The organism is Mycobacterium sp. SMC-19 (assembly GCF_045310815.1).
Classification (GTDB): domain Bacteria; phylum Actinomycetota; class Actinomycetes; order Mycobacteriales; family Mycobacteriaceae; genus Mycobacterium.
Map to the genome: position 1 here is coordinate 693174 of NZ_JBJIAM010000001.1, position 23919 is coordinate 717092.

The 23919-nt window shown below is 68.1% G+C and carries 21 protein-coding genes; 10 read left to right on the top strand and 11 right to left on the bottom strand.

Going from position 1 to position 23919, the window contains the following annotated elements; translation table 11 throughout:
* The first annotated feature begins 142 nt into the window (after window positions 1-142).
* From ACJH5R_RS03385 to ACJH5R_RS03395, 3 genes are read left to right on the top strand one after another with little or no spacing between them, the layout of a single operon-like run.
* Entirely contained in the window at window positions 143-1186 is a 1044-nt protein-coding gene (locus ACJH5R_RS03385) for an ABC transporter permease (protein WP_406781364.1), read from the top strand.
* 3 nt (window positions 1187-1189) lie between these two features.
* The gene (locus ACJH5R_RS03390) at window positions 1190-2179 is read left to right on the top strand and encodes an ATP-binding cassette domain-containing protein (protein WP_406781313.1); all 990 of its coding nucleotides are present in this window, start codon (window positions 1190-1192) and stop codon (window positions 2177-2179) included.
* 44 nt (window positions 2180-2223) lie between these two features.
* Window positions 2224-3057 (top strand): alpha/beta hydrolase, encoded by an 834-nt coding sequence (locus ACJH5R_RS03395; protein WP_406781314.1) that lies wholly within the window; start codon window positions 2224-2226, stop codon window positions 3055-3057.
* A gap of 31 nt (window positions 3058-3088) precedes the next feature.
* On the opposite strand, the gene ACJH5R_RS03400 is transcribed toward ACJH5R_RS03395, so the two are convergent.
* The 4 genes from ACJH5R_RS03400 to ACJH5R_RS03415 all read right to left on the bottom strand — a co-directional run bounded on the left by ACJH5R_RS03400 (window position 3089) and on the right by ACJH5R_RS03415 (window position 6412).
* A complete protein-coding gene (locus ACJH5R_RS03400; protein WP_406756416.1) occupies window positions 3089-3433 on the bottom strand; it encodes a hypothetical protein in 345 nt (114 codons plus the stop codon).
* Between the two features lie 31 nt (window positions 3434-3464).
* The gene (locus ACJH5R_RS03405; RefSeq protein WP_406781365.1) at window positions 3465-5558 is read right to left on the bottom strand and encodes a heavy metal translocating P-type ATPase; all 2094 of its coding nucleotides are present in this window, start codon (window positions 5556-5558) and stop codon (window positions 3465-3467) included.
* Between the two features lie 57 nt (window positions 5559-5615).
* Window positions 5616-5804 (bottom strand): hypothetical protein, encoded by a 189-nt coding sequence (locus ACJH5R_RS03410; protein WP_406756580.1) that lies wholly within the window; start codon window positions 5802-5804, stop codon window positions 5616-5618.
* Window positions 5805-5872: 68 nt separating this feature from the next.
* Window positions 5873-6412 carry a hypothetical protein gene (locus ACJH5R_RS03415; protein WP_406756417.1) on the bottom strand — a complete coding sequence of 180 codons (540 nt, stop codon included), beginning with the start codon at window positions 6410-6412 and terminating at the stop codon, window positions 5873-5875.
* 194 nt (window positions 6413-6606) lie between these two features.
* Between ACJH5R_RS03415 and ACJH5R_RS03420 the strand changes: the two genes are divergently transcribed.
* The 4 genes from ACJH5R_RS03420 to ACJH5R_RS03435 all read left to right on the top strand — a co-directional run bounded on the left by ACJH5R_RS03420 (window position 6607) and on the right by ACJH5R_RS03435 (window position 14540).
* The gene (locus ACJH5R_RS03420) at window positions 6607-8772 is read left to right on the top strand and encodes a cellulase family glycosylhydrolase (RefSeq protein ID WP_406781315.1); all 2166 of its coding nucleotides are present in this window, start codon (window positions 6607-6609) and stop codon (window positions 8770-8772) included.
* A gap of 24 nt (window positions 8773-8796) precedes the next feature.
* Window positions 8797-9741 carry a LysR family transcriptional regulator gene (locus ACJH5R_RS03425; RefSeq protein WP_406781316.1) on the top strand — a complete coding sequence of 315 codons (945 nt, stop codon included), beginning with the start codon at window positions 8797-8799 and terminating at the stop codon, window positions 9739-9741.
* A 146-nt stretch (window positions 9742-9887) separates the two neighbouring features.
* Window positions 9888-12164, top strand: coding sequence for a cellulase family glycosylhydrolase (locus ACJH5R_RS03430; RefSeq protein WP_406781317.1), 2277 nt, complete (start codon window positions 9888-9890; stop codon window positions 12162-12164).
* Between the two features lie 15 nt (window positions 12165-12179).
* Window positions 12180-14540, top strand: a complete 2361-nt coding sequence (locus ACJH5R_RS03435) for a cellulase family glycosylhydrolase (RefSeq protein ID WP_406781318.1) — start codon at window positions 12180-12182, stop codon at window positions 14538-14540.
* A 4-nt stretch (window positions 14541-14544) separates the two neighbouring features.
* On the opposite strand, the gene ACJH5R_RS03440 is transcribed toward ACJH5R_RS03435, so the two are convergent.
* The 6 genes from ACJH5R_RS03440 to ACJH5R_RS03465 form a co-directional block, all read right to left on the bottom strand.
* Complete coding sequence (locus ACJH5R_RS03440) at window positions 14545-14985, bottom strand: hypothetical protein (RefSeq protein ID WP_406781319.1); 441 nt, start codon at window positions 14983-14985, stop codon at window positions 14545-14547.
* Window positions 14982-15953, bottom strand: a complete 972-nt coding sequence (gene hemB, locus ACJH5R_RS03445) for a porphobilinogen synthase (protein ID WP_406756423.1) — start codon at window positions 15951-15953, stop codon at window positions 14982-14984. Before hemB ends, ACJH5R_RS03440 begins: the two co-directional genes overlap by 4 nt.
* 73 nt (window positions 15954-16026) lie before the next feature.
* A complete protein-coding gene (locus tag ACJH5R_RS03450) occupies window positions 16027-17763 on the bottom strand; it encodes a uroporphyrinogen-III synthase (RefSeq protein WP_406756424.1) in 1737 nt (578 codons plus the stop codon).
* A gap of 33 nt (window positions 17764-17796) precedes the next feature.
* A complete protein-coding gene (gene hemC / locus ACJH5R_RS03455; protein WP_406756425.1) occupies window positions 17797-18732 on the bottom strand; it encodes a hydroxymethylbilane synthase in 936 nt (311 codons plus the stop codon).
* 5 nt (window positions 18733-18737) lie between these two features.
* Window positions 18738-20129 carry a glutamyl-tRNA reductase gene (locus tag ACJH5R_RS03460; RefSeq protein ID WP_406781320.1) on the bottom strand — a complete coding sequence of 464 codons (1392 nt, stop codon included), beginning with the start codon at window positions 20127-20129 and terminating at the stop codon, window positions 18738-18740.
* 190 nt (window positions 20130-20319) lie between these two features.
* Window positions 20320-20580 carry a glutaredoxin family protein gene (locus tag ACJH5R_RS03465; protein WP_406781321.1) on the bottom strand — a complete coding sequence of 87 codons (261 nt, stop codon included), beginning with the start codon at window positions 20578-20580 and terminating at the stop codon, window positions 20320-20322.
* 144 nt (window positions 20581-20724) lie between these two features.
* On the opposite strand from ACJH5R_RS03465, the gene ACJH5R_RS03470 reads away from it, so the two are divergent.
* From ACJH5R_RS03470 to ACJH5R_RS03480, 3 genes are all read left to right on the top strand, one after another.
* Window positions 20725-21180 carry a nuclear transport factor 2 family protein gene (locus ACJH5R_RS03470; RefSeq protein ID WP_406756428.1) on the top strand — a complete coding sequence of 152 codons (456 nt, stop codon included), beginning with the start codon at window positions 20725-20727 and terminating at the stop codon, window positions 21178-21180.
* A 56-nt stretch (window positions 21181-21236) separates the two neighbouring features.
* Complete coding sequence (locus ACJH5R_RS03475; RefSeq protein WP_406756429.1) at window positions 21237-22127, top strand: HAD family hydrolase; 891 nt, start codon at window positions 21237-21239, stop codon at window positions 22125-22127.
* Window positions 22128-22255: 128 nt separating this feature from the next.
* On the top strand, window positions 22256-22783 hold the full coding sequence (locus tag ACJH5R_RS03480) for a MaoC family dehydratase N-terminal domain-containing protein (protein WP_406781322.1): 528 nt from the start codon (window positions 22256-22258) through the stop codon (window positions 22781-22783).
* 104 nt (window positions 22784-22887) lie between these two features.
* Here the strand turns inward: ACJH5R_RS03480 and ACJH5R_RS03485 are convergent, their stop codons facing one another.
* Window positions 22888-23916, bottom strand: coding sequence for a lysophospholipid acyltransferase family protein (locus ACJH5R_RS03485; protein WP_406781323.1), 1029 nt, complete (start codon window positions 23914-23916; stop codon window positions 22888-22890).
* Window positions 23917-23919: the final 3 nt, after the last annotated feature.

The window sequence follows — 23919 nt, forward strand, 5'->3', positions numbered from 1 at the left end:
CCGGGCGCATGAAAGCGCGTGTGTGTATTTGTAGCTGAAAAGCGAGCAGTTGACCGAGCATTCCGGATTTGCGGACGCCCGTCCGGCCTGGCGTCGAGATGCCGGTCACATGCGCACGCTGCGATAACATGCGCGCGTGCGGATGTTAATCACCGCGTTTCGCGACCTGCAGTGGCGACTGCGCCGGTTCATCGTTGCCGCGGTGGGCACCGCAATGGTGTTCGCCCTGACCCTGGTGCTGGCCGGGTTGACCCACGGGTTCCGGGTCGAGGCGGAGCACGTGGTCGACTCACTCAACATCGACGGCTACCTGATCCAGACGGCTGCGGTAGGACCGTTCATGGGCTCGTCGCGCTTCCCGCAGGCCGAAGCCGGCGACGTCGCCCGAATCCCCGGCGTGGAGGCGGCGCTGCCGGTGGTCTACGGCAACACCATCCTGCAGGACGGCAAGGCGCCGCTGAACGTGAATATCTACGGTGTGCCCAAGGCCGCAATGCCGCCGCTCACCGCGGGTCGAGCTCCGACCGAACCCAACGAGATCGCCATGTCGACCACGCTCAAGCGCGCCGTCGGCGACGAGATCGAACTGGGCGCGGACAAGCTGCGAATCGTCGGTCTGGTGGAGAAGTCGACCACGCTGGCCGGCCAGCCCAATGGCTTCGTGACCGTGGCGGGCGCTCAACGACTGATGTTTTCGGGTCAGCCAGTGGCCTCCGCGATCGGCATGCGGGGCACGCCCGAGCACGTGCCGAAGGGCTACCGGGTGGTCGACCGGGCCGCCGCCGTCGATGACATGGTTCGCCCGCTGGCGGGCGCGCAGATGGCCCTGTCCTATATGTCGGTGCTGCTGTGGGGGGTCGCTGGGCTGATCGTGGGATCCCTGATCTACCTGTCGGCATTGGAACGCACCCGCGACTTTGCGGTGTTCAAGGCGTTGGGCGTCACGACCTGGATGGTGCTGGCCGGGCTGGCGCTGCAGGCGGTGGTCGTCGCGGTGGCCGCGGCGGTGCTCGGTGGCGTTCTGGCGGTGTCGATCGGGCCGCTGTTTCCGATGCTGGTGGCGGTGACCGGCTCATCGTTCGCACTGCTGGTCCTGACCGCGGTGGGGATCGGCCTGCTGGCCAGCCTGGCGGGTCTGCGGCACGCGGTGGCCGTCGACCCGGTGCTGGCGTTCGGGGGACCGTAGCTCATGGGGGACTTGCAGATCCGTGATCTGGTCATCGAATACGCCACCGGCGGCGGGGAGCCGATCCGTCCGATCCACGGCCTGAGCCTGGACGTCCCGGCCGGCTCGCTGGTGGTGGTGCTGGGCCCAAGCGGCTGCGGAAAGACCACGCTGCTGTCGTGCCTGGGCGGCATCTTGAGCCCGACCAGCGGTCAGATCCACTTCGGCGCCACCGACGTGACCGGACTGGGCCGGCGCGACATCACTTCCTACCGGCGGCGCACCGTCGGCATCGTGTTCCAGGCGTTCAATCTGGTGCCGAGTCTGACCGCGCTGGAGAACGTGATGGTGCCGATGTGGGCGGCGGGCTGGACCCAGTGGTCCGCCCAAGAACGTGCCCGGGATCTGCTGTCACGGGTTGGCCTGGCAGACCGGGTTTCGCACCACCCCGGGCAGCTCAGTGGCGGCCAACAGCAGCGGGTGGCGGTGGCGCGCGCCCTGGCCCTGGATCCGCCGCTGATCCTGGCCGACGAACCCACCGCACAGCTGGACTACGTCCGGGCCGGCGAAGTCGTACAACTGCTGCGGGTGCTGGCGGCCGGCGATCGCGTTGTGGTGGTCGCGACCCACGACACCCGGATCGTCCCGCTGGCCGACATCGTCATCCAGCTGTCGCCGACGGCCGCGCCGGCGCGCCCCCAGCAGGCGCCGGTTCTACTCGGGCCCGGCTCGGTGCTGCTGGAGCAGGGCACCGTCGAGGACCTGATCTACGTCGTCACCGAAGGTGAGGTCGAGATCGCCCCGGACTCGGCCAGCACCGGCGACGGGCTGCTCAAGATCGGCAAACCGGACAACTACGCCGGCCAACTCGGACCCATGGTGCGGATCCCCCGCTCGGCCACGGTCCGCGCCCCGCACGAGGCGACGGTCGTCAGCTACACCGTGGAGGCGTTCCGCCGGCAGTTCGGCCGCCCACCGGTTCCCGACGTTCCTAACGAACCGGCATCAACCTGATCAATCCCGCGGCGTGCCGGTCCAACCCGAGCACACGGCACGCGATGATGCTGTACATGGCAGATGTGACCCGCCGGGCTGCTTTGCGCCTCGGGGTCGGTGCCGCGGGGGCTGCTGGCCTGTTCGGAATGGGTGTGGGGCGACACCCGTCCGAGTCGCGCGCGACCGGCAATACCTATCCGACCCGGGAATCCGGGTCGTTCGTCTCGGCGGCCCGCGGCGGCGTGGAGACCAACTGGATCATCGCCCGCCCGCCCGGCCAGACCGCTCCGCTGCGGCCGGTGATCGCCCTGCACTGCAAGGACGGCGACGCGGCCTGGGTGATGGATCTGGGCGTGGAAGAGGAGCTGGCGAAGCTGACCGCGGCAGGACGGCCGCCGTTTGCGGTGGTGGCCGTTGACGGCGGCAACACCTACTGGCGCCGGCACAGCTCCGGTGAGGACGCCGGTGCGATGGTGCTGGGCGAGCTGATCCCGATGCTGGCGGAGAAGGGCATCGACACCACACGAGTCGGGTTCATGGGCTGGTCGATGGGCGGCTACGGCGCGCTGGAGCTGGGCACCCGCCTGGGTCCGTCGCGCACCGCGGGGATCTGTGCCATCAGCCCGGCGATCTACATGACCTATTTCGGCGCGCCCGCCGGCGCATTCGACAGTGTCGACGACTGGCGAACGAACTCAGTTTTCAACCTGGTGCCGCGGCTGGCCCCGTTCCCGCTGCGAGTCGACTGCGGGACTTCGGACAGCTTCGCCTATGCGACCAAGAGTTTCATCGGTCAACTGAATCCGCCGCCGGCAGGTGGCTTCTCCCCCGGCGGTCACGACGTGTCCTATTGGCGGGAGCAGCTTCCCGCCCAATTGGCCTGGCTGGATTCGTGATTGCGACGCGTGCCGCTGTCGTCCGGCCGGGTCAGGACTGATTCATCGGGTTCATCGGGCTGGCCGGATTGGCCGGATTCATCGGGTTCATCGGGCTGGCCGGGTTCGCCGGGTTCATCGGATTTGCCGGGTTGTCCGGGTTCGCCGGGTTCAGCGGGCTGTTGATGTTGGCCGGATTGGTCAGGCTGTCGGGGCCGTAGGGACCGACGTTGCAGACCGCGCTCGCGTTGGCGAGGCAGTCGCTGGGGCTGAACGGGTCGGGATTGGCCGGATCCGCACCGGCCGGCCCGGACACCGCCAGAGCAAACGCGGCCAGACCGGCGCACGCCGCCCCAGCCTTAGCGATCGCACCACGAGAAACGTTGCGTGCATACATAGGGCAAACTCCCTGTTCGACTTTTCGGACCCTATCGCGCGAAACGTCGAAGCCGCAGGCTATTGGCCACCACCAGAACTGACGAGGCCGCCATCGCCGCGCCCGCGATCATCGGGTTGAGCAACCCGGCCGCCGCCAGCGGGATCGCCGCGATGTTGTAGCCGAACGCCCAGACCAGGTTCTGCCGGATGATCCGCAGCGTGCGTGCGGACAGCCGCAGCGCGGTCGGAACCGTGCCGAGATCACCACGCACCAGCGTCACATCCCCTGCCTCGATGGCGGCGTCGGTGCCGGTTCCCATCGCCATCCCGATATCGGCGGTGGCCAGCGCCACCGAGTCGTTGACACCGTCGCCGATCATGGCCACCCGCCGGCCCTGCGCCTGCAGCCGCGTGACCGCCTCGGCCTTGTCCGCGGGCAACACATTGGCGATGACGTTGGCCGGATCGATCCCCACCTCGCCGGCCACCATGCGCGCCACGGCCGCACCGTCGCCGGTGAGCAGCATCGGGGTGATGCCCATGGCCTTGAGCTCGGCCACCGCGGCTGCGCTGGTGGGCCGCACGGTATCGGTCAGGGTGATCGTCCCGCGCGCCCGACCGTCCCAGGAGACCTCGACGGCCGTCCCGGCTTCGTGCGCGGCGGCCGCCCGAGTGACCTCGACTCGCACGCCGTCGACCACCCCGGTCACACCGTGGCCGGGACGGCTGGCGAACTCGGTCACCCGGCCGATCTCAAGGCCGCCGGCCGCGGCTCCGGCGACGATCGCCGCGGCGATCGGGTGCTCGGACGCCGATTCGACGGCGGCGGCCCGGGACAGCACGGTGTTCGGGTCCTCACCGCGGGCAACTGCCAGACCGCCGACCGCCATGACGCCGGTGGTGACCGTGCCCGTCTTGTCCAGTACGACGGTGTCGATGTCCTTGACGGCCTCGAGAACCTGCGGGTTCTTGATCAGAATTCCGAGCTGCGCGCCGCGGCCGGTGCCGACCAGGATGGCGGTCGGCGTGGCCAGTCCCAGCGCACAGGGGCAGGCAATGATCAGCACGGCGACCGCCGCGGTAAACGCCGCCGCGACCGATGCACCGGTCAGCAGCCAGCCGGCCAGGGTGAGCGCTGCGATCCCCAGCACCGCAGGCACGAACACGGCCGAGACCCGATCGGCGAGCCGCTGCACCGATGCCTTGCCGGCCTGGGCGTCGGCGACCATTTTCGCCATCCGGGCCAGCTGGGTGTCGGCACCGACCTTGGTGGCGCGGACCAGCACCAGTCCGGTGGTGTTGAGCGAACCGCCCAGCACCGCGTCGCCGTCGGCGACGTCCACCGGCAACGATTCTCCGGTCATCGCCGAGGTGTCCAGCGCCGTGGCGCCGTCGATGACGACGCCGTCGGCGGCGACTCGCTCCCCCGGCCGGACCACGATGACGTCGCCCACCCGCAGGTCAGCGATCGGCACCCGGACCTCGGTCAGGACGCCCCCTTCTCGCCGCATGACCGCGGCGTCCTTGGCGCCGAGTTCCAGCAGCTCCCGCAACGCCGCGCCCGCCGAACGTTTGGCATGCGATTCGGCGTAGCGGCCGGCCAGCAGGAAGACCGTGACCACGGCCGCCACCTCGAAATACAGGTGGCCCGCGCCGGTGAAGACCGCAACCGCCGACCACAGGTAGGCCGCGAGAGTGCCCAGCGAGACCAACGTGTCCATCGTGGCGGCGCGGTGCGCGGCGGTACGCAGCGCGGCGCGGTGGAACGGATAACCACCCCACGCCACGATCGGGGTGGTCAACGCGAACGCCACCCATTGCCAGCCGTTGAACTGCCAGGCCATCACCATCGACAACGCCACCACGGGCACCGCCAGCAGTGCCGAGACGACCAACCGGGAGCGCAATTGCCCGGCGAGCATGTCGGCATGTTCGGAGCCGTGCTCAGCCTCATGCTCCTGGGCCGAGCCGGCCACGATGGCCTGATAGCCGGTGCTCTCTACGGCGCGTACCAGGTCCGTGGCCGAGACCTTCGGATCGTGTTCGACACGGGCCCGTTCGACCGCGAAGTTCACCGTGGCATGCACCCCGTCAAGCGCGTTCAAGCCGCGCTCCACCCGCGCCGCGCACGACGCACAAGTCATTCCCCGCAGTTCGAGGTCGGTGGTGATCACCCCGCCGACTATACCCCCACGGGGTATCTAGGAAGCCGGGGCTCGGCGGGCCCGGCGCAGACGCGCCGCGCCGACCACCACCAGTACCCCGGCGGCCGTCGCCAACATCCACGCCAGCAGCAGCATCCGGGGGTGGTAGGCCACCGAGGCGGTAGCCGGTTCGCCGTCGATGACCGGCGCGACCAACACCACATAGCGCACCTGCAGCCAGCTCATCGCGCAGCCCACCGCCGCGGCGGCGGCCAAGACCAGCTCGACCAGGGCCCGGAAAAGCGGGACGGTCCTCACCAGGCCGATCCGTCCTCGACGTCGGTTTCAGCAGGCCCACTGGGCGGGACCGTCTCGGGAATCAGCTCGCTGAGCTCGGCCCGAAGCCTGCGGTGATCACGCGCCCAGGCCTGCACCGTGCGCCGCCCGGCCAGCCTCAACCCGACGCCCACCCGGCGGCGGGGCACGCCGCTCAGCTCGCCCAGCGCTCGGGATTCCTGCCACTTCTGGGGTTCCTGCTTCCCCCAGCCGACAGGCCGCGGCGCTTCGGGGTAGATCGCCAGAATGTCGGCGATCCGGAGGGTTTCGGTGCCCTGCCGCAAGGTGTCTGCCGTCAGCTCGACGGAGGTGTGGATACGCGCCGCCTTCACCTGGATGGCGAGCATCGTAGAGACCAGTACCAACAGCACGGTGGGAACCAGGGGCTGAAAGCCGTAGCCGCCGGAGTTCTGGATCAGCACCAGCAGTCCCGCCGAGATCGGGCCGAACAACACCCAATACCAGCTGGCACCGCGCTCGAAGAACAGCGGTGCGGGTTGCGATTGGGGTTCAGACATGTCGGGTCAGCCTAACGCGGCCCCGAAGCGCACATCACCTGACCGCGGCCTCTGGTCAATTTTGGCGATTCTTAAGTTACGCGCAAGTAGGCAGGGCTAAATTTCTGCTTGCGTACATGTTTTACACAGGTTTCCGCAACTTGGAGATGGGCACCGGGATGATGCGCCGTAACAGCTCCGCAGCAAACCGCCACATGAGCAGCCAGGTAGCCGGCATTGCCGCGGCCGCGGGGGCGTTCCTGACCCTCGGATTGACGCCAATGGCCGCAGCACCCGCCGCCCAGGCCGACTTCGATGATGCGATCGAGGCAGCCTTCGCACCGTTGCTGGATGACACCACCAACACCTTCGACTGGGACGCGGTGCTCTCACCGTCGGCCTGGGACACCTTCCTCGCGCCCGCCCACTGGGACACCATCCTGGGAGAACTGGCCGGCCCCGCTCTCGCCGACCCCAACACCCTGCTGCTGCAGTACTTCTACACCCCCATCCACGACGGCATCGAAGGCTGGATCAACAGCGACCTCGGCCGACAAGTCACCGACCTGATCAACAACCCCACCCTTTTGCTCACCGGACGCCCCCTGATCGGCGACGGCGCCGATGGCACCGCCGAACATCCCGATGGCGGCGACGGCGGCTGGCTATTCGGGGACGGCGGAAACGGCTGGACCAACACCGAATCCGGCGGCATGGGCGGCGCCGGCGGCAACGCCGGCATGTTCGGCGACGGCGGTACCGGAGGCAACGGCGCCGACGGCAGCCTCGGCGGCAACGGCGGAGACGGCGGCAACGGCGGCTGGCTGATGGGCAACGGCGGCACCGGTGGCAACGCCGGCGACGGCACCTACACCGGCCCCGGAGACCTCCCCGCCCTCGGCGGCGCCGGCGGCAACGCCAGCATGCTGCTCGGCACCCACGGCGACCACGGCCATTACGGCACCCTCGACGGCGCCCCGGCAGCCGTGGCCGGGATCAGCACCGCCGGCACATGGATCACCGACGCCGACGGTCGAGTCCTTGTTATGCACGGGTTCAACGAGGTCTACAAGATTGCGCCCTACGAGCCGTCGGCCGGCGGGTTCAGCGACGACGACGCGGCATTTCTAGCCGCCAACGGGTTCAACTCGGTACGGCTGGGCGTCATCTGGGCGGGAGTCGAACCAGAGCCCGGTGTTATCGACTACAACTATCTGGCCTCGATCGACCAGACCGTGCAGATCCTGGCCAACCACGGCATCGTCAGCATCATCGACTTCCATCAGGACGACTTCAGCCCCGTGTTCGGCGGCGAAGGCGCTCCGGAATGGGCCACCCAAACCGGCGGGTTGCCCAACCCCGACATCGGCTTCGGCCTCAACTACCCACTCAACCCGGCACAGAATCACGCCTGGGATATGTTCTGGTCCAACGCCAAAGGGCCCGACGGCGTGGGTCTGTTGAACCATTACGCACGGATGTCGCAAGCCGTCGCGGACTATTTCAAGGACGACCCCAACATCGCCGGCTACGAGATCATCAACGAGCCGTGGGCCGGTTCCACGTGGCTGTCAACGATATTCGGCAATTCCTTCTACGAAGCTCAACAGCTGACCCCGTTCTACAACCAGGTCAGCGCGGCGATCCGGTCGGTCGACCCGACCACGCCATTGATCTTCGAGCCGAACACCCTTTTCAACCAGTCGGTGCCGACGCAGCTGGGTGAGGTGGACGACCCGCACGGTGTCTTCGCATTCCACGACTACTGCATGTTGAACGTCTTCGGCTCAGTCTTCATGCCGCTGTGCCCGGATTACATCGAACTGATTGCCAACAACGGCGAGGCGTACACGAGCAAGTACGGCGTCCCGGGGTTGATATCGGAGTTCGGCTCCGCGAACGGCGCCGAGGAGATCTCCAACGTGATGAATGCCGCCGATCAGCGCATGTGGGGCTGGTCGCAGTGGGCCTACAACGGGGTGCCGGCCATTACCGGCACCGCCCCGGGCAACGCCCTGGTCTTCGACCCGAGCAAGCCGCCGGTCGGCGACAATGTGGATTGGTCCAGGCTGGAAGTTTCGTCGGCGCCCTACGCGCAGGCCGTTGCCGGTACCCCAACATCCTGGTCTTTCAACGCCGGCACCTTCGAGCTCAGCTACTCCACCGAGATGGCTGGGGGCACAGGCCACTTCGCTGCGGGATCCCAGACCGAGATCTCGGTACCGCCCATCCAATACCCGGATGGGTATCAGGTCTCCGTCACCGGCGGGCACGTGGTCTCGGCCCCTGGCGCGCCGGTGCTGATCATCGCCTCGGACAGCGGCGCCACCACCGTCACCGTCACCGTGACGGCGGCTGGCAGCCCGTCCGGCACAGTGTGACCCACGACACAATTTGCCCGGGCTATGCTTGGCCCCATTGAGATCAACACCCGCAAGTTGGGCTACTTCGTGGCGGTGGCCGAAGAGCTGCACTTCAGCAAGGCAGCGGAACGCGTTCACCTGGCCCAGCAGGCCCTCAGCCGCCAGATCAAAGAGCTCGAGAACCTCGTCGGCGCCAAGCTGCTGGAGCGAACCACCCGCAAGGTGACGTTGACGCCCGCGGGCGAAGCCTTCCTGGAGGGAGCGCGCACCGCGCTCGCCGTTCTCGATGATGCGGCATCAGCCGCCCGACGGGCCGCTCGCGGGCTGGCCGGCACGCTGCGGCTGGGCTATGTCCCCGGCGCCGCCCTCGAACTGACACCGTTGATCCTGGCCGAGTTCGGGGAACGCCACCCCGCCGTCGTCGTTGAGATGCAAGAGTTTCCGGTCCACGACTCATCGGCCGGGCTGGCATCAGGTGCCACCGACGTGGCGTTCGTGCGCCTGCCGAAAGGCATACCCAATATCGAGACAGAGGTGTTGTTCGTCGATCCGGTCGTGGCGATGGTGGCGAGCTCGCACCACCTGGCCGGACGGGGTTCGGTGTACGCACGGGATCTCGTCAGTGACCCGATCACCAACGGGGACACCGTTGACGAGGCGTACCGCGCATTCTGGTGCCTGGAGGCGGCACGCGACGAGTCAACCAAGGCCCGCCACGTTCCCATCAACTCGATCACCGAGGAAGCACAACTGGTGGCGGCCGGAGCGGCTATCGCGGTCACCAGCGCAGTGGTCATGAACTTCATGCCGCTCCCGGGCGTGCAATTCCTGGCGATCAACGACTGGCCCGGCTCGGCGATCGCACTTGGCTGGCACCGCGACGAACGCTCCCCGCTGGTCGCCCAGTTTCTCGAGGTCGCGCTCGCCGTGCGGGACCGGGAGCCCGAGCTCGTCCACACCATGGAGAGCAGGCCGACAACCGCCTGAATTCAGCACGCCGAAGTTGTCAATGGGGCAGCGGTTTGGTGTTTCAGTTCACGGCTGACGATTGCCAGGATTGACGCAGGGAATTATTAGAATTCCTGCTCAGGGTCACGGCTACCTGAGAAATTACGTCGCCAGGGGTATCGGCAATGACTCGTCAGCGTTCCGCCACGCGTACTCATCGGTTGCGCCACACCCAGGCACGACGTCGCCTAGCCGGTTTCGGTGTCACTGCCGGCGCGTTCTTGGTATTCGGATTGGCGCCGTTGGCCCTTGCCCCCGTGGCCCAGGCCGACTTCGATGACGCGATCGAAGCAGCCATCGCACCCTTCGTGGACACCACCACCAACACCCTCGACTGGGACGCCGTGCTCTCCCCCACCGCCTGGGACACCTTCCTGGCCCCCATGCACTGGGACGGCGTGCTTGCCGAATTGGGTGCCCTAGCGGTGCCCGGAACGGCCAGCTTCGATCAAGCAGACCTGGCCGACTGGGTGCAGCAGTACCTCTACAACCCGATGCACGCCGGTATGCAGGCCTGGATCACCAGCGACTTCGGCAAATCGGTCAACGATGTGATCAACACGGCGTTCAACTCGCTGGTGATCGGCAACGGCGTCGACGGAACGGCCGCTATCCCCGACGGCACCGCCGGCGGATGGCTGTTCGGCGACGGCGGCGCAGGCTGGGACAGCACCGAAGCCGGCGTCGCCGGCGGTGACGGCGGCAGCGCTGGCCTGTTCGGCAGCGGAGGGGCGGGCGGCGACGGCGGTACGGGTGCCATCGGTGGCCACGGCGGGGCCGGGGGCTGGTTGATCGGGGTCGGTGGTCAGGGCGGCGATGGCGGCGATGGCGGTACGGGTGGATACGGCGGTGACGGCGGTGACGCGACCGGACTGTTCGGGATCGGCGGTAACGGTGGCGATGCCGGCGACGGCGGCTACACCGGTGGCCGCCAGCTGCCCGCCCTCGGCGGCGCCGGCGGCAACGGCAGCATGCTGCTCGGAGCACACGGCGACCACGGTCACTTCGGAACCCTTGAGGGCGCCCCACCCGGCGGCGTCGCTGACCTCGGCACCAGCGGCTCCTGGATCACTGACAGCGACGGACGGGTGGTCGTCCTGCACGGATTCGGCGAGGTCAACAAGCGGGCACCGTTCTATCCCGCCGCCGACAACGAGGGGTTCAGCGATGCCGATGCGGCGCTGTTGGCCGCCAACGGCTTCAACGTGGTGCGGGTGGGCATCCTCTGGGAAGGCGTGGAGCCCCAGCCCGGCGTCATCGACTACGACTACCTCGCCGCCATCAACCAAACCATCCAGACACTGTCCAACCACGGCATCTACACCGTGCTCGACATGCACCAGGACCTCTACGCCGCCGGACTCGGCGGCCCCATGGGCTATGGCGACGGCGCACCGGATTGGGCCGTACAGACCGGCGGAATGCCCGATCCCGACACCGGCTGGCCATGGACGTATGCGCTCAACCCCGCCGAGAACCATGTCTGGGATGCGTTCTGGAGGAACTCCGACGCACCCGACGGCATCGGCCTGCAGAACCACTACGCGCAGATGTGGCAAGCCGTTGCGCACTACTTCAAGGATGACGCGAACGTGGTCGGCTACGAGCTGATGAACGAACCGTGGGCGGGCTCGACGTGGCTGTCGACCATCTTCGGCAACTCGTTCTTCGAGGGCCAGCAGCTGACCTCGTTCTACGACCAGGTGGCCTCGGCGATCCGATCCGTCGACGCGACCACCACGCTGTATATCGAACCGAGCACGCTGTCGGGCAACCTGCCGATCCCGACCTACCTGGGCGAGGTGGACGACTCGAACGTCGTCTACGCATTCCACGACTACTGCACCATGACCGCCTTGTTCGGCACCGACTTCGGCTGCTCGCTGTGGGAGACAATCGTGCACGGCTACGCCGACGCCTACGCGTCGAAGTACGACCTACCCGTGGCAATCACCGAATTCGGTGCATCCACCAACACCGGCTCGATCACCGACACCATGACCGAGGCCAACCGCTATGGCTACAGCTGGATGTTCTGGGACTACACCCTGATTCGGTACCACGACCTGAGCACGCCGATAACCGACGACACCGTCGACTACGCCACATTGACCACGCTGGCCCAGCCGTACCCGCTGGCGGTGGCCGGCACTCCCGGTGCCTGGTCGTTCGCAGACGGCACATTCAACTTCAGCTACTCGACCGAGATGGCCAGCGGCTCAGGAGACTTCGCCGCCGGCACCCAAACCGAGATCTCGGTACCGGCACTGCAATACCCCGACGGCTACCAGGTCAGCGTCACCGGAGGTCACGTCGTCTCCGCGCCAGGCGCCCCCGTCCTCGTGATCGCCTCGGACAGCGGTGCGAGCACCATCACCGTCACAGTCACCCCTGCAAGCTAGGAGATACGCGTCACCATGACAGACCGCATGAGCGGCCGGACCATCGGCTTTGCCACTGCCACAGGCGCTTTCCTGACCTTCGGACTGGCGCCACTGGCCGTGGCGCCGGCAGCCCGGGCCGACTTCGACGACGCGATCGAAGCAGCCATCGCGCCGTTCCTGGACACCACCTCCAACACGCTCGACTGGGACGCGGTGCTCTCACCGTCGGCCTGGGACACCTTCTTCGCGCCCGCCCACTGGAACACCGTCTTCGGTGAACTCAGCATCCCGGGTGCGGCGGCGGGTCCGGCAGCCTACGACCCGGCTGACCTGACCGCATGGATCCAGCAATACATCTACACCCCGATCCACACCGGCATCGAAGCCTGGATACACAGTGATATCGGCCAGCAGGTCAACAACTTCATCAACGAGCCGTTCCTCGCCCTGACCGGGCGCGGCCTGATCGGCGATGGCGTCGACGGTGATCCTTTGCACGTCAATGGCACTGACGGCGGATGGCTGTTCGGCGACGGCGGCGCCGGCTGGGACAGCACCGTGGACCACACGCCCGGTGGCAACGGCGGACACGGCGGACTGTTCGGCATCGGTGGTGCCGGTGGCGACGGGGGCGCCGGTGCCTCCGGTGGTGCCGGCGGCGCGGGTGGGGTGGTGATGGGCATCGGCGGAGTCGGCGGCGACGGTGGTGACGGCGACCTCGGCTTCAATGGTGGGTCCGGCGGGGCGGGCGGCGCGGGCGGCGACGCCGCCGGCTGGTTGTTCGGCAGCGGCGGCCACGGCGGAAACGGCGGCGACGGCGCTGCCGGCGGGTCCGGCGTCGCGGGTGGTCACGGTGGTGACGGCGGCAGCGCCATCGGGCTGTTCAGCAGCGGCGGCCACGGCGGCGATGCCGGCGACGGCGTCTACAGCGGCCCACGCGATCTACCCGCGCTCGGCGGAGCCGGCGGCGGTGGTGGACTGCTCGGCGCCCACGGCGACCACGGCCATTTCGGCACCCTCGACGGCGCCCCGGCCGGAGGTCTGTCCGACATCACTACCGCCGGCAGCTGGCTGGTCGACAACGACGGACGAGTCGTCGTCCTGCACGGATTCGGCGAGGTGGTGAAAGACCCACCGTTCTACCCCGCCTCCGAGGGGTTCGGCGATGCCGACGCGGCCCTGCTGGCCGCCAACGGCTTCAACGTGGTGCGGCTCGGCATCATCTGGGCCGGCGTCGAGCCCGAACCCGGCGTCTACGACTACGAGTATCTGGACCTGATCAACCAGACCGCGCAGACGCTGTCCAACCACGGCATCCGCGTCGTCCTGGACATGCACCAGGACAACTACGGCACCACTTTCTGGGGCGACGGCGCACCGGCCTGGGCGGCACAGGACGGCGGCCTGCCCAACCCCCACACCCCGTTCCCGTTCCGCTACGTCATGAGTCCCGCGGAGAACTACGCCTGGGATGCGTTCTGGACCAACGCCGACGGGCCCGACGGTGTCGGACTGCAGAACCACTACGCGCTGATGTGGCAAGTCGTTGCGAATTATTTCAAAGACGACCCCAACGTGATCGGCTACGAGCTGATGAACGAGCCGTGGCCGGGCTCAACATGGTTGTCGACGATCTTCGGCGGCTCGTTCTTCGAAGGCCAGCAGCTGACCCCGTTCTACAACCAGCTGGCCGCAGCGGTCCGCTCGGTCGATCCGGCCACGCCGCTGTACATCGAACCCAGCGTGCTGTCCGGCAACCTGCCCATCCCGACCTACCTGGGCGAGGTGGACGATCCGCGCGTCGTCTTCGCGTTCCACGACTACTGCACCACAACGGCTTTCATGGACAGCAACTTCGGCTGCTCACTGTGGGAGACGATCGTGCACGGCAACGCCGACGACTACGCATCAAGATACGACCTACCGGTGGCGATCACCGAGTACGGCGGAACCACCAACGCCGGCTCGATCGCCGACACCCTCAATGCGGCAAACAGCTACGGCTACAACTGGATGTTCTGGGACTACACCATGCTCCGGTACTGGGATCTGAACCAGCCGATGACCGAAGACAACATCAACATGGACCTGCTGACGCAACTGTCCGAGCCGTATCCGCTTGCGGTGGGCGGCACCCCGGACTCCTGGTCGTTCGCGAACGGCACCTTCGAATTCAGCTACTCCACCGAGATGGCCAGCGGTGCAGGGCACTTCGCTGCCGGGACCCAGACCGAGATCTCGGTGCCGAACATCGTCTACCCCGACGGCTATCAGGTCAGCGTCATTGGCGGACACGTGGTCTCGGCCCCCGGCGCACCGGTGCTGATCATCGCCTCGGACAGCGGCGCCACCAGCGTCACCGTCACCGTCACGGCGGCGGGAGGCAACGGGTAAGCCGCTACCGGATGAAGTAGGCCTGCGCCTCGGATCGGTGCAGCAGGACCGTCCCCGCGGCGATCAGCACCGATCCGATAATGCCGGTGACAGCCACCACCAACGCGACCGCCGGCCTCGCATCGGCGTGCCACAGCGCGCTGACCGCATTGACCACCGAGGCGATCCCGCCGCCGGTCAACACGGTGCGGGCCCAGCGATATCCGGAGCGCATCAACATCAGAAACGTCGCCACCACCACGATCACCACGATCGCCGTCAGCGCGACGATCGGGTAGGTGACCGCCGCCGCGGGAATCTCTGGAGCGGTCAGCAGGTTCACCACGTATCCGCACGTCATCAACGGCAGGGCGGCCAGCCACAGCCAGAACGCGGTGTCGACGTCCGCGGGACGGTCAGGCGCAGCCGCGGCCGGGGGCCGCGGCCCGTCCGGCGAAGCCCTCACGCCAGCCAACCGGCTGCTTCGGCCGCCCAGTAACTCAGCACGATGTCTGCGCCGGCACGTCGGATACCGATGAGGGACTCCAGCGCCGCGGACCGTCCGTCGATCCAACCGTTGGCAGCGGCCGCCGCGATCATCGCGTACTCGCCCGAGACCTGGTAGGCGGCAACCGGAACCGAGGACACCGCGGCGGTCGCCGCGATCACGTCCAGGTAACCCATCGCGGGTTTGACCATCACGATGTCGGCACCCTCAGCGAGATCGAGGGCGACCTCGCGCAGCGCCTCGCGGGCGTTGCCGGGTTCCTGCTGATAGGTGCGACGATCCCCGGCCAGGGTCGAGGCGACCGCGTCACGGAACGGGCCGTAGAACGCCGAGGCGAATTTCGCCGCGTAGGCCAGGATCACCACATCGCTGTGCCCGGCGGCATCCAGACCGTCGCGGATCGCGGCCACCTGCCCGTCCATCATGCCGCTCGGACTCACCACGTGAGCGCCCGAATCCGCTTGGGCAACGGCCAGTTCCACGTAGCACTTCAGGGTGGCGTCGTTGTCGACCCGGCCCCGCGCGTCGAGGACCCCGCAATGGCCGTGATCGGTGAACTCGTCCAGGCAGGTGTCGGCCATCAGCACCGTGGCATCACCGAGATCGGCAGCCAGGTCACGCAGCGCGGTGTTGAGCACGCCGTCGGGAGCAGCGCCGGCCGATCCCGTGCTGTCCTTGTCCGCCTCCAACGGAACCCCGAACAGCATCAGCCCGCCCACTCCGGCCGCCACCGCCTCGGCGGCCGCGGCGCGCAGCGAATCACGGGTGTGCTGATACACCCCGGGCATAGAAGCGATCGGCCTCGGCTCGTCGATGCCGTCGGCGACGAACATCGGCAACACCAGATGCCTGGGTTCCAGCGATGTTTGAGCCACCAGCCGGCGCATCGCCGGAGTGGAACGCAGCCGACGGGGACGCTCTCTCACGCGTTGACTCTGCGGTGAGGGTGGACGCTACTCGCACTTTTCCGCCGTGGACGCAGAGTCAACGCGAGCGAAGTCATCGCCTGCGGCTCTTCTTTCGCGGCGGAGGCAACGCTCCCTCGGCCCGCAGCCGCGCGGCGTGCTCGGCCAGGGCGTCGACCAGCGGACCCACTGCCGCGGTCTCCGGCTGCACGTCCACCCGCAGCCCGAATTCTGCTGCCGTCTCCGCGGTCTTGGGGCCGATACAGGCCACCAGGGTCCGGGCGTGCGGCTTGCCGGCGATGCCGACCAGGTTGCGCACCGTCGAGCTCGAGGTGAAGCACACCGCGTCGAACCCGCCGGTCTTGATCATCTCCCGGATGGTCGCCGGCGGTGGAGCGGCCCGCACGGTGCGGTAGGCGGTGACATCCTCGATCTCCCAGCCCCGCTCGCGCAGCCCTTCGGCCAGCGTCTCGGTGGCAATGTCCGCGCGCGGCAACAGCACTCGGTTCACCGGGTCGAAAACGTCGTCGTAGGGCGGGAATTCGTCAAGCAGGCCCAGCGAGGACTGCTCGCCGGACGGCACCAGCTCGGGGCTGATCCCGAACGCCCGGACGCGCTCCGCGGTGGCCTCGCCGACGCAGGCGATCTTCACCCCGGAGAACGCGCGAGCGTCCAGACCGAACTCGGCGAACTTCTCCCACACGGCACGCACCGCATTGGTCGAGGTGAACACCACCCACTGGTAGCGGCCGTCCACCAAACCCTTGACGGCCCTTTCCATCTGGGCCGGGCTCCGCGGCGGCTCCACGGCGATGGTCGGAACCTCGATCGGCGAAGCACCGTGCCCGACCAGGCGGTCGCTCATCTCGCCGGCCTGATCCTTGGTGCGCGGCACCAGAACCGTCCAGCCATACAGCGCGCGGCTCTCCCACCAGTTCAGCTTGGCCCGGTTGCTCACCGTCTTGCCGATGGTCACCACCAGCGGACCGGCCGAGGTCTCCTGGCCGTTGGGCAGGATGACCGGGTCGATGCTCGCCAGTGCCGAAGCCTCGGTCAGGCCACCGAGGTTGGACTCGATCGACCGCTGCGCGCACGTGGTGCCCGAGGTGGTGACCACGCACGGCGTGCTGTCCGACAGGCCGTACTCGATCAGGGTGCGGGCCGCCTCCGGCAGGTGCGAGGTGGTGGCCTGCAAGATCAGCGGCCCCGGAGCGGCAGCCAGAGCGCCCCAGTCCACGTTCGGGTCACGGACATCGGCGACCGTGTGCGACGAGCCGAGCGGCAGACCGGCGTAGGTGGGCACCGCACTCGTGGCGGGCAGTCCCGGCACGATCTCGAACGCAACGTTGGTGCGAGCCACCGCGCTTACCTCGGTGATGACCGCGTCGATCGACAGCGGGTCACCGGCCACCAGCCGCACCACGTCGGAGCCCGAGCGCGCCTCGGCCGCCAGAATCTTGGCCACCTCGGCCGGCTCGCCCAGCGCCGGACGAATGTCGGGTCCGCCCGGAACGGTCGCGGCGGCCTCGTCGGCGCGAGCGTCATCGTCCGCGGCGGTGCCGTCGGCGTTGTTGGCCGCGTCGGCCGAGTCGTCACTGGCCTTGGGGGCCGTGGGGGCCGGGGGCACCGGACCGGCGATCGGAGGCAGGTCCGTGCCGACCAGCGCCAGCACCGCCTCAGGCACGTCGGGGTCGATGAACACCAGCGCGGCGTTCGTCAGCGCCGTCCGCGCCCGCGTCGTCAGCAGGCCCGGGTCGCCGGGACCCGATCCGACGAAGACAATGCGGCCCGGCTTGGGCTTCTGCCCTCGCACGCTCACTTGGCGAGCCATTCGTTACTCCCAGTCACTTCACCACGCACCGTTTCACCGTGCGTCCGACATCAGCTCGCGCGCACCCAACTCGAACAGTTCCGCCGCGACCGACACGCCCAGCTCCCGGGCTCGGTCCGGACTGCCGATGCCGGACGCGCGGATCACGTCGGATCCGTCCAGCGCCGCCACGCAACTGCGCAGCGACAGCTCTTCGAAGACCCGGCCGTCCTCATCGATGGACTCGACCACTTCGGCGATCGCGCCCACCGGTGCGGAACAACCCGCCTCCAGTTCGGCGAGCAGGGTCCGCTCGGCGGTAACCGCCAGGCGGGTGTCGGCGTCGTCCAACTCCGCCAGCAGCGCCGCCAGTGCGGTATCACCAGCGCGACACTCCACCGCCAGTGCCCCTTGAGCCGGAGCCGGCAACATCTGTACCGGTTCCAACGTCTCGGTGACGGCGTCGAGGCGTCCCAGCCGGGCCAGACCCGCCCGGGCTACCACGATGGCGTCGAGTTCGCCGCTGCTTACCCTGTTCAACCTGCTATCTAGGTTGCCTCGTAGGGGGCGAATTTCCAAACCGAGACCCAGTGCTCTAAGCTGTGCGGCCCGCCGCGGCGACGAAGTGCCCACCACCGCACCCGCCGGCAACTCCCCGAGCACCAATCCGTCACGCGCCACCAGCGCGTCCCGTGGATCCTCACGAGGCGGATTCGCCGCGAGTCGGAACCGGGAGTCGGCAGCGGTCGGCAGATCCTTGTGAGAGTGCACGGCGGCATCGACTCGGCCGTCGAGAATGGCCTCGCGCAGCGCAGCGGTGAACACACCCACCCCAATGTCGGCGATAGGCCCGGATGTGACATCCCCGGCGGTGCTGATCACGACCAGTTCAGCGGGGTGTCCAGCAGCCACCAAGGCATCACGAATGGTCCCGGCCTGGGTGGTGGCCAACAAGCTACCCCGGGTACCGATGCGGATTACTTCACCCAATGCGTCTACCCGGCCGACCCGGTTTCGGCGCCGACATCAAGCCCTCCTGGCACTACTGGCAGTTCACCGGCGGTCGCGACCGCGTCCACGGCGGTCGGATCGAGTTCAAACAGTTCACGCAACGCCTCGGCGTAGCTGTCCCCGCCGGGCGAGCTGGCCAGCTGCTTGACCCGCACCGTAGGGGCGTGCAGCAGCTTGTCGACGACGCGGCGCACCGTGCGCGCCACCTCCTCGCGCTGGGCGGTCTCCAGGTCCGGCAGCCGGTGATCCAGCCGCAGCAATTCCGCGGTGACCACGTCGGCGGCGCGCTGACGCAGCGCGGTCACGGTCGGGGTCACCTCGGCCATCCGTTGGCCGGCCAGATAGGTGGCGACCTCGCGGGCCACGATGCTGCGCGCGGCCTCGGTGTCGGAGGTGGCGACCTGTGCCGAGGGCTCCCGCTGGATCCGGTCCATGTCGATGACCCGCACCCCGGGCAGCCCGCTGACCGCGCCGTCGACGTCGCGTGGCATGCCCAGGTCGCAGATCACCAGCGGTTGGGTCGCCTCGTCACGGTCGCCCCCGGCCAGCGCGTGGTGCACGTCGGCCAGCGACACGACTGGGCTCACCGCTCCGGTGGAGGACACCACGATGTCGGCACTGATCAGGGTTGCGGCCATCCGGTCCAGGGCGACGGCGTCAGCCGTGACACCGCTCTCGCGGATCTTGCGGGCCAGTCGTTGAGCGCGCGGCAGCGAGCGGTTCACCACGTGGATGTGTTCGACGCCGGCACGCACCAGGTGGGCCGCAGACAACGCGCCCATCGATCCCGCGCCGATCACCACCGCGGTCCGTCCCTGCAATGCGTCTTCGCCAAACTGACAGCCAAACTGCTTGGCCGCGATACCCAGGGCGACCGAGACCACCGACGCGCCGGCGGCGTCGATTCCGGTCTCAGAATGCACCCGCTTGCCGACCGACAGCGCGCGCTGGGCCAATTCGTGCAGCACCCGGCCGACACTGCTGTTGGCCTCGGCGGAGGCATACGCGCGACGCACCTGGCCCAGCACCTGCTGTTCGCCGACGACCGCGGAATCCAGGCCGCTGGCCACCGAGAACAGGTGCTCGACGGCCGCCTCGCTGTAGCGAACGTAGGCGTACTTGGTCAGGTCGGCCATCGACATGCCGGAGTGCTCGGAGAGCACCTGGCCGATCGCCGACAACCCGGCGTGGAAGGCGTCGACGACGGCGTAGACCTCAACCCGGTTGCAGGTCGACAGGATCATCGCCTCGGTGACGAGCGGCGACTCCAGCACCTGCTCGACGATCTTGACCTGATCGGATTCTGCGGTGCTGAGCTGCTCGAGTACTGAGACGGGGGCGCTGCGGTGCGAGACCCCGAAGAGCAGGACGCTCACGGCAATATCACCTGGTCCGCTCCTTGCTGTCACCCGTGAAGAAACTTCACTCCACGGTAGAGGCTAAAGCGCTGGCCTACCAAATTCGGCGGTTCAGCGAGGCTCGACGCAGGAGAGGCGAAGCTGGAACCGCCGTATGAGCGAGCGGTTCAGCGAGGCTCGACGCAGGAGAGGCGAAGCTGGAACCGCCTCAGGAACCCGCCAAATCAGCACGTAGGCGGGCCTCGTCGACCTCCCAGTAACTGTGCTCTCGTCCGTCGAGCAACACCACCGGCAACCGGTCGCCGAATTCCGCGCGCGGCGCGGTGTCACCGGCCGCCGCGGCGGCGTCGACGTCGACTGTGTGCAGGTCGAACGCGAGTTCGGCCGCCAGCCGGGCCAACTGCTCGTGTACCTGCACGCAGACCGGGCAGCCCTCCCGGGTGAGCAGCTGTACCTGGTGGCGGGTCATGGTTCCAGTGTTGCAGGGATATCGGCGGCCTGCCGAGGCCACCGAGGTTCTCTGGATTGTCGCGCCGGTCGGGCCTGAATTGACTTACGGTGTGACCGGCCACAGGCCGGCAGCACCCTCACCCGCGGCGGACAAGAGCAAGCCATGAATTCCAGCGCTGTGTCGATCACGAACCTGCTGTACCGCTACGCGGAGCTGATGGATGCCGGCGACCTGGACGGCGCCGCGGCGCTGTTCACCCACGCCCAGATCAAAGCCGACCCCGAGGGCACGGTCGTCCTCGACAGCGCCGGGATCCTGCAGTTGTGGCGCGGGCTGGTCACCATCCATGCCGACGGCACGCCGCGCACCAAGCATGTGATCACCAACCCGATCCTCGACATCGACGAGGACGCGGGGACCGCGACATGCCGCTCCTACTACACGGTGCTGCAGCAGACCGACGCCGTCGCGCTCCAGGTGATCGCCGCGGGCCGCTATCACGACAGATTCGAGCGGGTCGACGGCATCTGGCGGTTCAGTTTCCGGGACTACTCGATGTTCGACCTCAAGGGTGATCTACGCGATCACCTGGGGGTCATCGGGCCGGTAGCCGGATAGGGTTGTGGACGGCCGGAGCACCGGCCCCACAGCCCAGCCGCGGAAGGAGTCGGGTGATGGCATCACCGGGCCCGGCCGAACGGGTAACCGCAGCCGACGTGACATCGCCGGCCACCGATGCCAGCGCAGAGCGAGCGCTGGTCGATGTGGCCGACACCGACACGCCCGCGCCCGTCGACCTGACCGCCGCCGCGTTCTTCGACGTCGACAACACCCTGGTCCAGGGCTCCTCGATGGTGCACTTCGGCCGGGGGCTGGCCGCCCGCAATTACTTCACCTACCGCGACGTCATCGGGTTCGTCTACGCCCAGGCCAAATTTCAGCTCACCGGCAAGGAGAACAGCGACGACGTCGCGGCCGGCCGGCGCAAAGCCCTGGCCTTCATCGAAGGTCGGCCGGTCTCGGAGCTGGTCGATCTGGGCGAGGAGATCTACGACGAGATCATCGCCGACAAGATCTGGCCCGGCACCCGCGAATTGGCCCAGATGCACCTCGACGCCGGCCAGCAGGTGTGGCTGGTCACCGCCACCCCTTACGAGCTGGCCGAGACCATCGCCCGCCGGCTCGGGCTGACCGGTGCGCTGGGCACCGTCGCCGAGTCCGTAGACGGGGTGTTCACCGGCCGGCTGGTCGGCGAGATCCTGCACGGGCCGGGCAAGGCCCACGCGGTGCGGTCCCTGGCGATCCGGGAGGGGCTGAACCTGCGGCGTTGCACGGCCTACTCCGACAGCTTCAACGACGTGCCGATGCTCTCGCTGGTCGGCACCGCGGTGGCGATCAACCCCGACGCCGCGTTGCGGGAGATGGCGCGCAAGCGTGGCTGGGAGATCCGTGACTTCCGTACCGCACGGCGGGCGGCCCGGATCGGGGTGCCGTCGGCGCTGGCACTGGGGGCCGTCGGCGGGGCCCTGGCTGCGGCCGTGGCGCACCGGAACGAGCGCGGCTGAGCTTGCGAAGCGCGCGAGGACCGGTCGACCGCATCAAGCACCGTGGCGCACCGGAACGAGCGCGGCTGAGCTGCTCGCTGATAAACTTCCGCCGCCGAACACCACGGCGAGCGGAGGGGTAAACCGGCATGTCAGTACACACCGAGTCGCAGCGGATGGTCGGAGCGCACTACCGGTTCCCGGACTACTTCGAGGTCGGCCGGGAGAAGATCCGGGAGTTCGCCCGCTCCGTCAAAGATGACCATCCGGCCCACTTCGACGAGGCCGCGGCCACCGAAGCCGGGCATCCGGGACTGGTGGCTTCGCTGACGTTCCTGGCGGTCGCCGGCCGACAGGTGCAGCTGGAGATCTTCGACAAGTTCGACCTCCCGATCAACATCTCCAGGGTGTTGCACCGCGACCAGAAGTTCACCTTCCACCGGCCGATCGTGGCCGGTGACAAGCTGTTCTTCGACACCTACCTGGACTCGGTCATCGAATCGCACGGCACGGTTGTCAGTGAGGTCCGCAGCGAGGTCACCGACGAGAACGGCGAGCCGGTGGTGACCAGCGTGGTCACCATGCTCGGAGAGTCGGTCAACCAGGACGCCGACACCGAGGCCAAGACAATCGCCGCCCTCGAGGCCATGCGCGATCGGGCCCTGGGCAAGAAGTAGCCCGCTTTTTGCCCGCGAGGGTGCACAGTTGACCGCTCGGACGCGGTGTGTCGGGTACAGACACGCACGCTCGCAAAAGGGGGGACCCCAGCTCGCGCGAAAAGTCAGCCGAAGAACATGTTGCGACGACCGGCCAGCAGCCGGTACAGCGTCTGCTGAATGGTTTCGCGTACCTGGTCGGTCAGCTCGAAGGTGACCATCGGGTCGTCGGCGGCACCGGCCTCGTAGTCGGTGGTCGCAATCGGCTCTCCGAAGGCGATGTGCCACTTCGACGGCATCGGCACCAGACCCACCGGACCGGCCAACGGAAACAGCGGCGTGATCGGGAAATAGGGCACGCCGAGCAGCCGAGCCAACAGCTTGACGTCGGCGATCATCGGGTAGATCTCCTCGGAGCCGACGATCGAGCAGGGCACGATCGGCGCCTTGGTGCGCAGCGCCGCTGAGACGAAGCCCCCGCGGCCGAACCGCTGCAGCTTGTAGCGGTCCTTGAAGCGCTTGCCCAGGCCCTTGTAGCCCTCCGGGAACACCGCGGTCAGCTCGCCGGCCTCCAGCAGCCGGTTGGCGTCGGCGGTGCAAGCCATGGTGTGGCCCGCCTTGCGGGCGGTCGGACCGATCAGCGGCAGATCGAACACCAGGTCGGCGGCGAGCATCCGCAGGTTCCGATGGTCTGGGTGATGGTCGCGCACCGCCACCGAGAGCATCAGCGCATCCATCGGCAGCACTCCGGCGTGGTTGGCCACCACCAGCGCAGGCCCATCGACCGGCAGGTTCTCGATACCGCTGACCTCGACCCGGAACCAGTCGTTGAAGAACACCCGGAGCAACGGCAGCACGACGGCCTCGTTGAAGTGCGGGTCGAAGCCGAACTCGTCGACCTGGTAGTCGCCGGTGATCCGCTCCCGCAGGAACGCGGCGACCGCACCCACCCGGGTGGCGAATTCACTCGGCGTGGGGGCGGAGGCCCCGGTGGTCCCGCCGGTGCCGCGGCGCTCGCCGAGTTCGCGGACGACGGCGGCGACCTGCTTGGCCGAAGCCTGTTCGGCCGGGCCGGCCAGCGCCGACGGGTGTCGACGCAAGGAACTCGAATGCTTGTGCAGCGGAATTACTTTCGCTTTCGAATTCTCAGCCATGGC

Coding starts and splice junctions, on each gene's coding strand:
- ACJH5R_RS03415 (WP_406756417.1), bottom strand. CDS start 6,412: ATGTCTGAACCCCAATCGCAACCCGCACCGCTGTTCTTCGAGCGCGGT.
- ACJH5R_RS03470 (WP_406756428.1), top strand. CDS start 20,725: ATGAATTCCAGCGCTGTGTCGATCACGAACCTGCTGTACCGCTACGCG.
- ACJH5R_RS03430 (WP_406781317.1), top strand. CDS start 9,888: ATGACTCGTCAGCGTTCCGCCACGCGTACTCATCGGTTGCGCCACACC.
- ACJH5R_RS03395 (WP_406781314.1), top strand. CDS start 2,224: ATGATGCTGTACATGGCAGATGTGACCCGCCGGGCTGCTTTGCGCCTC.
- ACJH5R_RS03390 (WP_406781313.1), top strand. CDS start 1,190: ATGGGGGACTTGCAGATCCGTGATCTGGTCATCGAATACGCCACCGGC.
- ACJH5R_RS03420 (WP_406781315.1), top strand. CDS start 6,607: ATGAGCAGCCAGGTAGCCGGCATTGCCGCGGCCGCGGGGGCGTTCCTG.
- ACJH5R_RS03450 (WP_406756424.1), bottom strand. CDS start 17,763: ATGGCTCGCCAAGTGAGCGTGCGAGGGCAGAAGCCCAAGCCGGGCCGC.
- ACJH5R_RS03405 (WP_406781365.1), bottom strand. CDS start 5,558: ATGACTTGTGCGTCGTGCGCGGCGCGGGTGGAGCGCGGCTTGAACGCG.
- ACJH5R_RS03410 (WP_406756580.1), bottom strand. CDS start 5,804: ATGAGCTGGCTGCAGGTGCGCTATGTGGTGTTGGTCGCGCCGGTCATC.
- ACJH5R_RS03465 (WP_406781321.1), bottom strand. CDS start 20,580: ATGACCCGCCACCAGGTACAGCTGCTCACCCGGGAGGGCTGCCCGGTC.
- ACJH5R_RS03475 (WP_406756429.1), top strand. CDS start 21,237: ATGGCATCACCGGGCCCGGCCGAACGGGTAACCGCAGCCGACGTGACA.
- ACJH5R_RS03485 (WP_406781323.1), bottom strand. CDS start 23,916: ATGGCTGAGAATTCGAAAGCGAAAGTAATTCCGCTGCACAAGCATTCG.
- ACJH5R_RS03400 (WP_406756416.1), bottom strand. CDS start 3,433: ATGTATGCACGCAACGTTTCTCGTGGTGCGATCGCTAAGGCTGGGGCG.
- ACJH5R_RS03385 (WP_406781364.1), top strand. CDS start 143: ATGTTAATCACCGCGTTTCGCGACCTGCAGTGGCGACTGCGCCGGTTC.
- ACJH5R_RS03480 (WP_406781322.1), top strand. CDS start 22,256: ATGTCAGTACACACCGAGTCGCAGCGGATGGTCGGAGCGCACTACCGG.
- ACJH5R_RS03435 (WP_406781318.1), top strand. CDS start 12,180: ATGACAGACCGCATGAGCGGCCGGACCATCGGCTTTGCCACTGCCACA.
- ACJH5R_RS03425 (WP_406781316.1), top strand. CDS start 8,797: ATGCTTGGCCCCATTGAGATCAACACCCGCAAGTTGGGCTACTTCGTG.